Source organism: Streptomyces sp. AMJ-169, from assembly GCF_055597585.1.
Window position 1 is genome coordinate 372,482 of the sequence record NZ_JBVLTJ010000006.1, and the last position, 12,495, is coordinate 384,976.

Annotated in this window: 9 protein-coding genes and 1 pseudogene; 2 read left to right on the forward strand and 8 right to left on the reverse strand. The window is 71.7% G+C overall.

All coding sequences use genetic code 11. The annotated features are described in order from the left end of the window. Positions 1-11 precede the first annotated feature (11 nt). The 3 genes from ACYUD3_RS17710 to ACYUD3_RS17720 form a co-directional block, all read right to left on the reverse strand. Positions 12-1,160, reverse strand: a complete 1,149-nt coding sequence (locus tag ACYUD3_RS17710; RefSeq protein ID WP_470970619.1) for an ArsA family ATPase — start codon at positions 1,158-1,160, stop codon at positions 12-14. A 9-nt stretch (positions 1,161-1,169) separates the two neighbouring features. Further along, on the reverse strand, positions 1,170-1,610 hold the full coding sequence (locus ACYUD3_RS17715; RefSeq protein ID WP_470970621.1) for an SRPBCC family protein: 441 nt from the start codon (positions 1,608-1,610) through the stop codon (positions 1,170-1,172). A 115-nt stretch (positions 1,611-1,725) separates the two neighbouring features. Continuing rightward, the gene (locus ACYUD3_RS17720) at positions 1,726-2,481 is read right to left on the reverse strand and encodes a metallophosphoesterase family protein (protein WP_470970977.1); all 756 of its coding nucleotides are present in this window, start codon (positions 2,479-2,481) and stop codon (positions 1,726-1,728) included. A 274-nt stretch (positions 2,482-2,755) separates the two neighbouring features. Here ACYUD3_RS17720 and ACYUD3_RS17725 point away from each other — a divergent pair, with 274 nt between their 5' ends. Further along, positions 2,756-4,552: an AMP-dependent synthetase/ligase gene (locus tag ACYUD3_RS17725; RefSeq protein WP_470970623.1), complete on the forward strand. Its 1,797-nt coding sequence runs from the start codon at positions 2,756-2,758 to the stop codon at positions 4,550-4,552. 19 nt (positions 4,553-4,571) lie between these two features. On the opposite strand, the gene ACYUD3_RS17730 is transcribed toward ACYUD3_RS17725, so the two are convergent. Then, complete coding sequence (locus tag ACYUD3_RS17730; RefSeq protein ID WP_470970626.1) at positions 4,572-6,197, reverse strand: GMC oxidoreductase; 1,626 nt, start codon at positions 6,195-6,197, stop codon at positions 4,572-4,574. Between the two features lie 32 nt (positions 6,198-6,229). After that, on the reverse strand, positions 6,230-7,372 hold the full coding sequence (locus tag ACYUD3_RS17735) for a glycosyltransferase family 4 protein (RefSeq protein ID WP_470970628.1): 1,143 nt from the start codon (positions 7,370-7,372) through the stop codon (positions 6,230-6,232). A 107-nt stretch (positions 7,373-7,479) separates the two neighbouring features. Between ACYUD3_RS17735 and ACYUD3_RS17740 the strand changes: the two genes are divergently transcribed. Continuing rightward, on the forward strand, positions 7,480-8,712 hold the full coding sequence (locus ACYUD3_RS17740; protein ID WP_470970630.1) for a glycosyltransferase 87 family protein: 1,233 nt from the start codon (positions 7,480-7,482) through the stop codon (positions 8,710-8,712). Positions 8,713-8,780: 68 nt separating this feature from the next. On the opposite strand, the gene ACYUD3_RS17745 is transcribed toward ACYUD3_RS17740, so the two are convergent. The 3 genes and pseudogenes from ACYUD3_RS17745 to ACYUD3_RS17755 all read right to left on the reverse strand — a co-directional run bounded on the left by ACYUD3_RS17745 (position 8,781) and on the right by ACYUD3_RS17755 (position 12,382). Next, complete coding sequence (locus ACYUD3_RS17745; RefSeq protein WP_470970633.1) at positions 8,781-9,938, reverse strand: hypothetical protein; 1,158 nt, start codon at positions 9,936-9,938, stop codon at positions 8,781-8,783. Positions 9,939-9,966: 28 nt separating this feature from the next. Next, complete coding sequence (locus ACYUD3_RS17750; RefSeq protein WP_470970635.1) at positions 9,967-10,983, reverse strand: C40 family peptidase; 1,017 nt, start codon at positions 10,981-10,983, stop codon at positions 9,967-9,969. A 188-nt stretch (positions 10,984-11,171) separates the two neighbouring features. Next, a pseudogene (locus ACYUD3_RS17755) lies at positions 11,172-12,382 on the reverse strand (C40 family peptidase). Positions 12,383-12,495 lie beyond the last annotated feature (113 nt).

Sequence of the window (12,495 nt, forward strand, 5' to 3'; positions counted from 1 at the left end):
CGGCACCGACTTCACCGCTCCCGGGGCCACAGTCCCGGATCGGGCGCGAACCGGACCTTGAGTTCCCCGTCGCGCAGCGCGGCCCCTTCGACCGTGCACCGGCGCAGCGCGGACGGCAGGGCGACGATCCGCCGGAACTCCCCGGCGCTGACGACGAGTTCGTCGCCGCGCCGGATCAGGTCGAGCCCTTCCTTGGTGGCGCCCGGCAGCGGCAGGCACCACACCAGCACCCCGTCGTCGCGCAGCCGGTCAAGGACGGGCCACTCGACCGGGGCTACGGACGGGTTGACGCCGGGCACCTTGAGCGCGGCGAGATCCTCGCCCCCGCGCGGATCGCGCCCGAGGTGGCCGACGCTGCCCGCCCCGGGCCACTCCGCGAGCGCCTTGCGCTGCTGGGCGACGGGCCCGGCGAGCCAGCCCCCCTCGTCCGGCAGCACCCGGTTGGCGACGACGGCCTCCACCGGCAGCCCCCGCAGCGCGAGCCCGAGCCGCGCGTCGCGCACGGCGTCGGTCCCGGCGGGCCCGGGTTCGACGACGATGCGTACGGCGGCGTCGGCGAGCGCGGCTTCGACGGCCCCCAGCTCGACGTCCCAGCGCCCGGCGGCCTCGTACAGCCACTCCGCCGGCATCGGGACCCCGGCGAGGCGGCCGAGGACGGGCCGCAGCGCGCGGGCCGCCTGCCGTTCGGCGGGCAGCAGCCGGCGCAGGTACCGGCGCAGCTCCTCGGGCAGCGCGAGGAGGGCGAGGGCCTGGGAGGTGGCCGGCAGGTCGACGACGACCAGCCCGTACGACTCGGCGAGGACGGCGTCCCGCAGGGCCCGCAGCAGGCTCAGTTCCTCGGCGCCGGGGAGCGGGGTGAGTTCTTCGGGGTCGAGCCGGGCGGCGCCGAGCAGGTCGAGCGCGGTGGCGGCACGTTCCTGCAACCGTTCGAGATCCTCCCGGAAGGAGGCGGAGGCGTCGGGGCGCCAGGCGGTGAGCTGCGGGCTGACGACGACGGGGGCGGGGCCGGTGGGCACGCCGAGCGCGGCGCCGAGGGTGTCGGTGCGGTCGGCGCTGAGGAGGAGGGTGCGGGTGCCGAGGCGGGCGGCGTCGAGGGCGGTGGCCGCGGCGACGGTCGTCCGGCCGGCCCCGCCGGGGCCCGTGACGAGGAGAGTGCGCATAAAAGGGGTTTACGCCGGGTTCTCGACCCGCTTCTTCAATCCGTCCAGCGCCCGGTCGATGATGACCTTCTCCGCCTTGCGCTTGATCATGCCCAGCATGGGGATCTTGACGTCGACGGTCAGCCGGTACGTCACCTCGGTCGCGCCCTCCCCGACCGGCTTCAGCAGATACGCGCCGTCCAGCTCGCGCAGCATCTGGGACTTGGCGAGGGTCCAGGACAGCTCGTACTCGCTGGTCCAGGTGTACGCGAGGGTCTGGTCGTCCTTGATCGCGCCGGCGTCCATGACCAGGCGGACCTGGCTGGCGCGGCCGGCGGAGTCGGTCTCCAGGACCTCGGCGACCTTCACCTCGCCGGTCCACTCCGGATAGCGGGCGAAGTCGGCGATGACCGCCATGACATCGGCCGGTGCCGCCTCGATCGTGATGCTCGAACTGGTGTGTTCCGCCATCGCCGGGGCTCCTCCAGGTGCGGACCGGTAAGGAAGTCGTGCTGCGCACACGTGTGCAGCGTGAAGGCTATCGCGCCCGCGACCTGCCGCCTTCACTCCCCTGACCGGGAAAGCCTCACCACTGGAGGACCCACGGCTCGCCGGCGGACGCGAAGTGGCCGACGTTGACGCACTCGGTGGCGCCGATCCGCATCCGCCGGGCGAGTGGCTGGTGGACGTGGCCGAACAGGGAGTAACGGGGCTTGGTGCGCCGGATCGCGGCCAGCAGCGCCTTGCTGCCGCGTTCGAAGCGGCGCGCGACGACGTCGTAGACCAGCTCGGGGACCTCGGGCGGGATGTGGGTGCACAGGACGTCGACCTCGCCGACCGCCTCGATCTTCGCCGCGTACTCCTCGTCGCTGATCTCGAAGGGGGTGTTCATGGGGGACTTGAGGCCGCCGCCGACGAAGCCGAAGACCCGGCCGCCGATCTCCGCGCGCTCGCCGTCGAGGACGGTGACGCCCTCGCCCGCGTACTCGGCCCACAGGTGCGGCATGTCGACGTTGCCGTAGGTGGCGTACGTCGGGGCCGGGAAGGCGGCGAACAGCTCGGCGTACTGCCTGCGGACGGCGCCCTCCATGATCTGGGCGCGTTCGCCGGGGATCCGCTCCCACAGTTTCCGGCCGAACTCGCGGGCCTCCGCGTAGCGGCGGGCGGTGCGCAGTTCGACGATCCGGCTCGCGTTCTCGGCGCCGAAGAGGTCGGGGAAGATGCCGCGGGAGTGGTCGCGGTAGTCGAGGAAGAGGATCAGGTCCCCCAGGCAGAGCAGCGCGTCGGCGCCCTCCCCGGCGCGGGCGAGGGCCTCGGCGTTGCCGTGCACGTCGCTCACCACGTGAATGCGTGTGGATGCCATGTCGATCAAGGGTAGGCCTGTGCGACTGCGGTGAACAGTGACGTTCCGAACTGCGGTTACTGGCCGGTCGGCAAGTCGGTGGACTACCGTACGGACAGCAACAGCTACCTGTGTGACGCGTCGAACATCTCGCCGGGCCCCCCTGTCGGAGAGTCATACCGGCGGGTAACGTCCGGGCAGTCCACCGAGCCTTGGACCGCACCGCCGCATCGCACAACGTCGTGGCGCCGGCGCCCTATGAGGAGCAGCAGTCTTGCGCGAGTTCAGCCTTCCGGCTTTGTACGAGGTCCCTGCGGACGGCAACCTCACCGACATCGTCCGCAGAAACGCCGCGCAGCACCCGGAGACGGCCGTGATCGCCCGCAAGGTGGGCGGGGCCTGGCAGGACGTCACCGCCACCGCGTTCCTCGCCGAGGTGCACACGGCCGCCAAGGGCCTGATCGCGGCCGGGGTGCAGCCGGGCGACCGGGTCGGCCTGATGTCCCGGACCCGGTACGAGTGGACGCTGCTGGACTTCGCGATCTGGAGCGCGGGCGCGGTCACCGTCCCCGTGTACGAGACCAGCTCCCCCGAGCAGGTCGGCTGGATCCTCTCCGACTCGGGCGCGACCGCCTGCGTCGTCGAGCTGGACACTCATGTGGCGGCCGTCGAGTCGGTGCGCGAGTCGCTGCCCGCGCTGAAGCACGTGTGGCAGATCGAGGCGGGCGGGGTCGAGGAGCTGGGCCGGCTCGGGCGGGACGTCTCGGACCGCACGGTCGAGGAGCGCAGCTCGCTGGCGAAGGCCGACGACCCGGCGACGATCGTCTACACCTCGGGCACCACCGGCCGGCCCAAGGGCTGTGTGCTGACGCACCGGAGTTTCTTCGCGGAGTGCGGCAACGTCGTCGAGCGGCTGCGGCCCCTGTTCCGCACCGGCGAGTGCAGCGTGCTGCTGTTCCTGCCGCTGGCGCACGTCTTCGGCCGGCTCGTGCAGGTCGCGCCGATGATGGCGCCGATCAAGCTGGGCTGCGTCCCCGACATCAAGAACCTCACCGACGAGCTGGCCGCGTTCCGGCCGACCCTGATCCTCGGGGTGCCGCGCGTCTTCGAGAAGGTCTACAACTCGGCCCGCGCGAAGGCCCAGGCCGACGGCAAGGGCGCGATCTTCGACCGGGCCGCCGACACGGCGATCGAGTACAGCCGCGCCCTCGACCTGCCCTCGGGCCCGTCGCTCGGCCTGCGGATCAAGCACAAGGTCTTCGACAAGCTCGTCTACAGCAAGCTGCGCGCGGTCCTCGGCGGCAAGGGCGAGTACGCGATCTCCGGCGGCGCCCCGCTCGGCGAGCGCCTCGGCCACTTCTTCCGCGGCATCGGCTTCACCGTCCTGGAGGGCTACGGCCTCACCGAGTCCTGCGCGGCGACCGCGTTCAACCCGTGGGACCGGCAGAAGATCGGTACGGTCGGCCAGCCGCTGCCCGGCTCGGTCGTACGGATCGCGGACGACGGCGAGGTGCTGCTGCACGGCGAGCACCTGTTCAAGGAGTACTGGAACAACCCGGCCGCGACCGCCGAGGCGCTGGCCGACAACTGGTTCCACACCGGGGACATCGGCACCCTCGACGAGGACGGCTACCTCTCCATCACCGGCCGCAAGAAGGAGATCATCGTCACCGCCGGCGGCAAGAACGTCGCCCCGGCCGTGATCGAGGACCGCATCCGGGCGCACGCCCTGGTCGCCGAGTGCATGGTGGTCGGCGACGGCCGGCCCTTCGTGGGCGCCCTGATCACCCTCGACGACGAGTTCCTGGCCCGCTGGGCCGCCGAGCACGGCAAACCGGAGGGCTCCACCGCGGCGTCGCTGCGCGAGGACCCGGAGCTGGTGGCGGCGGTCCAGCGGGCCGTCGACGACGGCAACGCCGCGGTGTCGAAGGCGGAATCGGTGCGGAAGTTCCGCATTCTCTCCTCCCAGTTCACGGAGGACTCAGGCCATCTCACGCCGTCGCTGAAGCTGAAGCGGGGCGTGGTCGCGAAGGACTACGCGGCCGAGATCGAGGCGATCTACGCCAAGTAGCCCTACAGAGCGGCACGATTCATGGCGCGGTGTCCTCCACCAGGACCCGCGCCATCGTGCGTTCCGCGAGCGCCGTGATGGTCAGGAACGGGTTCACGCCGATGTTCCCGGGCACCAGCGAGCCGTCGGTGACGTACAGCTTCGAATACCCCTTCACCCGGCCATAGTTGTCCGTCGACCGCCCCAACACGCAGCCGCCCAGCGGGTGGTAGCAGAAGTCGTCGGCGAAGACCTTGCTGGGCGTGCCGAACAGGTCGTAGCGGTAGATCGTGGCGTTGGCCGCGTTGATCCGGTCGAACAGCTTCTTCGCCATGCTCACCGACACGGCGCTCTGCTCGGCGCCCCAACTCAGCGACAGCACACCGTTGTCGTAGGAGAAGCTGGCGCGCAGGGGATTCTTCGTGATCGCCAGGTAGAGGCTGACCCAGTTCTCGAGTCCCGTGGGCAGCGGGGCCATTTCGGCGAAGACCGGGTTGTCGGCGTTGGACCAGTCGTCGATGCCCATGACCGGCATGGTCGACTGATCGGCGCCGGTGGTGTCCCAGAGGTGGTTGGCGCGGCCCAGCATGACGTTCCCGTTGGTGCCCCAGCCGGAGCCGACGCTGACGTCGAGCGCGGGGAGCGACTGCCTTGATTTCAGGAGGAGTTCAGTTGTCCCAAGACTTCCCGCGCCCAGGAACAGGTACGTACACCCGTAACTCTTGCTCTCGACGACCGCCCCCGTCTCGTCGATCCGGTCCGCGCCCAGCACCCAACTCCCGTCGCTCGCACGGCTGATGGAGGTGACCTTCTCCAGCGAGTGGAGGGTGACGTTCCCCGTGCCGAGCGCGGAGGCGAGGTAGGACTTGTCGAGGCTGCGCTTGCCGTAGTTGTTGCCGTAGATGACCTCCTGCCCGAGGGCCGACTTCGGGGCCGTTCCCGCGGCCTCCTGCCGCATGTAGCCGAAGTCGTAGACACTGGGCACGAAGGTGGTCTTCAGGCCGGTGTTGAGAGCGGCCTTTCTCGAGGTGCGGGTGAACTGGTACCACGGCGTCGACTCGAACCACGTCGGGTCGATCGAGTTGACGCCGAGCATCGTGCGGGCCAGCGGGAAGTAGGTGCCGTACATCTCGGTCGCGTCGACCGTCGGGAACTGCTCGGTGAAATAGGCCAGTTGAGGGGTGACGGCCATCGAGCCGTTGACCAGGGAGCCGCCGCCGACACCCCGGCCGACGTAGACGGACATGCCGTCGAAGTGGACGCGGTCAAGGGCGCCGGGATAGGGGGTGATGTCCCTGTTGACGACGTCCAGCCAGAGGAAGGTCGCGAGCGGGGCCTCGGTTCTGGTGCGGAACCACATGGAGCGCTTGTCGGGGTCGGCGGTGGAGCAGAAGACCTTGCCGTCGGCGCCGGCCGTGTTCCACAGGCGGCCCATCTCCAGGACGAGGGTGCGGATGCCGGCCTGGCCGAGGCGGAGCGCGGCGACGGCGGCGCCGTAGCCCGAACCGACCACGATCGCCGGGGAGTTGTCGGTGGCCGCGGATTCCTCGGCGTGGGCGGACTGGAGGGCGACCCGGGTGAAGCCGAGGGTGGCCGCCGTCTGGAGGGCGGCCATACCAAGGATCTGACGTCTTGTCAGCTGACGCTGTGTCAGTTTGGCTGTCATGTGCGGAGCATCGGCGCGCTTCCGCCCTGAGGCTAGAGCAGCGTCTTCAACTTTTCCGCCAAGAGGTCCCAGCGCCACTTCTCCTCGACCCAGCGCCGCCCCCGCTCCCCCATCCGCCGCCGCAGCTCCGCGTCCCCCAGCAGCACCACCACCCGCTCAGCCGTCTCCTCGACGGACTCCCCGCGCACGACCCACCCGGTCTCCCCGTCCAGCACCGCGTCCGGCGCGCCCCCGGAGTCCCCGGCCACGACCGGCAGCCCGGTCGCCGACGCCTCCAGGTAGACGATCCCGAGCCCCTCGACGTCAAGACCCCCGCGCCGGGTCCGGCACGGCATCGCGAAGACGTCGCCGGCGCCGTAGTGCGCGGGCAGCTCGGACCAGGGGACGGCACCGGTGAAGCGGACGGAGCCGGCGACCCCCGTCTCGGCGGCCAGCCGCCACAGGTCCTTCTCGTAAGGCCCGCCCCCGACGATCAGCAGCACCGCGTCCGGCTCGGCGGCCAGGACGCGCGGCATGGCCCGGATCAGCGTGTCCTGCCCCTTGCGCGGGACGAGCCGGGACACGCACACCACGACCGGCCGGTCCGTCAGCCCGAGCCGCGCCCTGACCTCGGCGCCGCCCGAGCCCGGGTGGAACACCTTCTCGTCGACCCCCGGCGGCAGCTGCGCCATCCGCAGCGCCGCGTCCGCCGACAGCGCGCGCGAGATCCGCGCCCGCGTGTAGTCGCCGAGGTAGGTGACCGTGTCCGTCGACTCCCCGATCCGGCCCAGGAGTTGCCGCGCGACGGGCAGCTGCGCCCAGCCCGCCTCGTGCCCGTGGGTGGTCGCGACCAGCTTCCGCGCGCCCGCCTTGCGCAGCGCGGGCGCCATCAGCCCGAGCGGCGCGGCGGCCCCGAACCACACGGACGCGCACCCGTGTTCGCGCAGCAGCGACACCGCGCGCCGGGTCGCCCGGGGGGTGGGCAGGAGCATCGTCGTACGGTCGCGGACGACGGTGAACGGCTGCTCGGCGTCGAAGGCGGCCGTCGCCTCGGCGCCTTCGCGCCCCCGCTTCCAGGTGGACGCGTAGACCACCACCCGGCCGGGGTCGAGGCGCAGCGCCATGTTGTGCAGAAAGGCCTGGATACCGCCCGGCCGGGGCGGGAAGTCGTTGGTGACGATCAGCGTCTTGTCCATCGCGGCCGAGCGTAGCCCAGGCGCTCCGGGCGCGCTTCATGGCTCTCGCACAGTCCGGCGGGAGAGGATGTGTCCCGCACTCCAGCGGCGGACGGACAGGGGCGAAGGTGCACGACACGGACATGCGGCGACCGCTGGCGGCCCCGCTCGCCGTATGGGGCGTCAGCCGCCTCCTCCTGCTGCTGTTCGTCTTCAAGGTGCTGGTCTTCCCCGGCCCCGACGTCACCTCGGACGTGTCGGTGACCTACCAGGGCTGGTACGACGTCCTGCGCACCGGAACGTTCCCGCTGGACGACGTCACCTGGCAGTACCCGCCCGCCGCCGCCCTCCCGGTCCTGGCCCCGGCGCTGCTGCCGTTCCTCGACTACACGTCGGCGTTCTTCGTTCTGGCGTTCGTCGCCGACCTCGTTGTGCTGAGTCTGCTGCTGGACGCGGGGACCCGGCCGGGCCGGTCGCCGCGCGGGGTCTGGGTGTGGGCCGTGGGCCTGCCGCTCCTCGGTCCGACCGTGTACGCCCGCTACGACGTGATGGTGACCGCCGTCGCCGTGGCCGCGCTGGCCGCCGGGGTCCGGCAGCCCAAGGTGATGGGGGCGCTGATCGGGTTCGGGGCGCTGCTGAAGGTGTGGCCCGCGCTGCTGCTCGCCGGTGTCACCCGGAAGTGGGCGTGGCTGTCGGCGGCGCTCGGCGCTGCGGCCGTGGCCGGAGTGGCCGTGCTCGCGATGCCGGGCGCGTTCGCGTTCGTCACGTTCCAGCGGGACCGGGGCACCGAGGTGGAGTCGCTGGGCGCGCTGGTCTTCCATGTGGCCCGGCAGTTCGGGTGGGACGGCGAAGTCCGGCTGAACTACGGGTCGGTGGAGTTCCTGGGGTCCGGAGTGAAGGCGGTCAGCACGGCGGCGCTGGTGCTCAGCGCGCTCGGCTTCGGCTGGCTCCTGCTGTGGCGGCTGACGGCCCGCCGCTTCCACGTCCACACCCCGGCGGACGCGGCCTTCACCGCCGTCCTCGTCTTCACCCTGACCAGCCGGGTCATCAGCCCGCAGTACCTGGTCTGGCTGGTCGGGCTCGCGGCGGTCTGCCTGTGCTTCCGAGGCAGCCGCATGGGCCTGCCGGCCGGCCTGGTCCTGGCGGCCTCGCTGGTGACGGTCCTGGAGTTCCCGGTGTACTTCGCGGAGGTCGTCGCCAGTACGCCGCTGGGGGTGACCTTGATGTTCCTGCGCAACGGGCTGCTGCTGGCGGCGACGGTGACGGCGGGGGCGCGGCTGTGGAGGTCGACGGCGGCGGGGGACGAGCGGGCGCCGGTACGGGCGCGGGAGACGGCGCAGGCGCGGGCCTCGTCGGCCTGAGGCCCTGCCTGAGGCAGCCCGCCCCTTGAAGAAAGCGCCCCTTGAGGCAGCCCCCGCCGCAAGCGTCCCTACCCGCCCAGCTGCCCCTTGAGGTACTCCCGCCACCGCCCCACGAACTCCTCCTCCGAGATCCCCAGCACGCTCCGCAACGCCCCCTCCACCGCGCCCGCCCGCTGCCCATGCGCCCCGACCGCCCGGTAGAAGGCGTTCAGCTCCGCCTCCCCCCAGTCGTCGGCGATCATCCGGCAGGCCAGCCAGCCGCCCTCGTACGCCTGGGCCAGCCGGGTGGCGTCGCCCGCGAAGCCGAAGTCGGCGTCGGTGGGGAGGGCGGCGGGGACATTGCCGGCGAGGACCGCGTTGCGCAGTTCGGGGGCCGCTTCCTCGGGGGTGCGGTCGGTGCCGTGGTAGCCGACCCAGTCGGCGTAGCCCTCGGAGAGCCAGAGGGGGGTGGCGGCGTCGGTGTGGGCGCGGGTGGCGACGTGGGTGGTCTCGTGGGTGAGGACGACCTGGCGGCCGACGGGTCCCAGCAGCCCGTACGCGTCGGGGTTGACGACGATCCGGTCGGCCGGGGCCTTCACGCCGGCGCCGGTCTCGCCGGTGGTGACGGCCGCGATGCCCTTGTAGTTGTCGGCGGGCGAGCCCAGCAGCCCGGCCATGCCGGTGAGGGAGCCGGGGACGAGGACGACGACGTGCCGCACCCAGTCGGCGCCCCACGCGGCGGTGACGGCGGGCACGGCCTTGTCGGCGAGCCCGGCGAACTCCTTCAGCGTCTCCTCGGACTGCCCGGCGCCGAGCACCAGACTGTGCGCCCCTTTGACGACGCTCACCGTCCCCTGGTCCCACAGCTGCTGCCCGGCCTTCGCGGCGGGCGCCTCGCCGACGATCCCCCACACCCCCTGGGCGTCCCGCCGGAGCGTGACCGTCCGCTCGGCGGTCACCGGCGCGCTGTCGTACCCCTGGACCCGGTAGCTCAGCTCGGCGTCCGCGCTCGCGCTGTCCCCGTCCGGGTGGACGTCGGTGACTTTGTACGACCACTGCGCGAGCGGCAGCGCCCGTACGGCCGGGAAGCCGGTGTGGGCGAGGACGGCGACCGCGCGCTTGTCGAGGAGGGCCTGGACGTCGGCGCGGGTGGCGCCGCCGTCGTCGATGGTGGCCGTGCAGGAGACGAGGGCGGCCAGGCACAGGGAGACGACCCCCGCCGCGCGCGCCCTGTGTCCGTCCGTCATCTCGCCGATCGTACGGGCCACCGCTCTCCTACGGCCGGGTGACGGCCGTGATCGGCATCATGTTGACGGGGTCGTAGCGGACCGGCGCGCCCGGGTAGGGGGCGTGGATGACCTGGCCGTTGCCGACGTACATGCCGACGTGGCTGGCGTCGTTGCGGTACGTCACGAGGTCCCCGGGGCGAGCCTGCGAGAGCGGGACGCGGCGGCCGGCGTGCTGCTGGGCCTGGGAGGTGCGCGGGAGGTGGACTCCGGCCCGCGCGTACGACCACTGCATCAGGCCGGAGCAGTCGAAGCCGGACGGGCCGGTGGCGCCCCAGATGTAGGGGCGGCCCAGGACCGAGCGGGCCGCCGCGACGGCTTCCGCCGCCCGTCCGGAGGAGGCCTCGCCGCCACCGAGGTAGGGCATGTCCTCGCGGCCGGAGCGGGAGACGTGGTCGTAGGCGGACCGCTCGGCCTGGGAGAGGGAGTTGAGGAGCCGGCGGGCCTTGGCGAGTTTGTGCTCGACGGTCTTCTTGTGGCCGGCGACGGACTTGCGGGTGGTCTCCAGCTCGCCCAGCTTGCCGGCGGCCTCGGCCCGTTCCTGGGCCAGCTCGCGCATAGCGAGCTGGAGTTCGCGCAGTTCGCCGGCCTGGTGGGCGGTGATGCGGTCGATCAGGCCGGCTTTCGCGAGGTAGTCGTCGGGGTCGTCGGAGAACAGCAGCGCCAGGGAGGGGTCGATGCCGCCCGCGCGGTACTGGGCGCCGGCGAGCATGCCGAGCTTCTCGCGCAGGGTGTTGATCTCCTGCTGCTTGCGGGCGATGCGGTCCTGGGCCTCGGTGACCTGGCGGCGCAGGACGTCGGCCTTCTCGTCGGCCTTGTTGTAGGCCTCGGTGGCGCGTTCGGCCTCGGTGTAGAGCCGGTCGACCTCGGCCCGGGTGTCGCCGCCCGGTGCGGCGTGCGCGGGGACGGCGCCGAAGGCCGCCGCCGCGGCGGAGAGCGCGCAGAGGGCGGCGCCCGCGCCTCTGTTGAACCCGGACACCGGTGCAACGCTGCGATGGGACCCCACGGGAAGCCGCACTCCTTCCGCTGACGGACGAGGAAACGCGGCAGACAGTAGCCCTGTGGGACGGGGGAGGCCAAAGACCCACGCGGGCACGGACGGTGACGCCCCGGCCCATACGCAGGTCGGGGCCGGGGCGGAGCGTCAGCGCACTGTGTCGGCAACCACCCGTTCGGGGGGTGTGGCGCCTGCTGTCAGATCCTCACGCCGAACATGAAGGGGCCGCCGATGGTGTCCATCGACTCGTAGCGGACGACCGTCCCGGTGCGCGGGGCGTGGATGACCGTGTTGTTGCCCGCGTAGAGGGCGACGTGGTGGAGGTCGTTGAAGAAGATGACCAGGTCGCCGACGCGCAGCTGGCTCTTGTCGTAGATCCGGGTACCGGCGTTGGCCTGGGACTCGGAGGTGCGCGGGATGGTGATGCCGGCCTGCGCGTAGGCCCAGGAGGTGAGGCCCGAGCAGTCGTAGGAGGCGGTGCCGGTGGCGCCGTAGACGTACGGCTTGCCGAGCTGGGACTGGGCGGCGGAGAAGGCGGCGGCGGCGCGGTTGGAGGCGGAGCCGACGTCACCGAGGTCCACGCGCTCACTGGCGCTGCGGCTGGCGCGGGCGTCGTCCTCGGCGAGGGCGGCCTTCTCGGCGGCGGTGAGGGAGTTCAGGAGCTTCTGCGCGTCGGCGAGCTTGCCCTGGACTTCCTTCTTCTTCTTGGCCAGTTCGGTGCGCGTGGAGGTGAGGTCGGCGAGCTTGTCCGTGGCCTCGGCGCGGTCCTGGGCGAGCTGGCGCTGCTTCTCCTGGATCTTCTTCAGCGCCTCGACCTGCTGGGCGCTGAGCTGGTCCATGGCGGACNGAGCTTGCCCTGGATTTCCTTCTTCTTCTTGGCCAGTTCGGTGCGCGTGGAGGTGAGGTCGGCGAGCTTGTCCGTGGCCTCGGCGCGGTCCTGGGCGAGCTGGCGCTGCTTCTCCTGGATCTTCTTCAGCGCCTCGACCTGCTGGGCGCTGAGCTGGTCCATGGCGGACGCCTTGTCCAGGTAGTCGTCGGGGTTCGACGACAGGAACAGCTGGACGGAGGAGTCGATGTTCCCCGTGCGGTACTGCGCGGCGGCGGCGAGGCCTATGGAGTCCCGCAGGGCGTTCAGCTCTTCCTGGCCGCGCGCGACGTTGTCCTGGATGGTGGAGATCTCCTTCTGGAGCTTCCCCGCCTTGTCGGACGCGCCGTTCATGGCCTCGGTGGCCTGCTCGGCCTCTTCGTAGAGCTTGTCGACCTTCGTCTTGACCTCGTCCTTGGACGGCTTCTCGCTCGGCGCCGCGTTCGCCGCGTTGGCGCTGAAGGCGACGGCAGCGGCGGCTGCGGTGGTCAGCACGGTCACGCGGGTGCGGGACGGCGGCTTGGGTCGACGGTGGGACGCCACGGAGACGGGCTCCTTCGTTTGACTGATCACCAAGACAAGGCGATCAGCGAATAGGAGGACCGATCACCCGTACGGGGTTCGAACCGAGACCCTAGTGACCCGACTGTGATCAG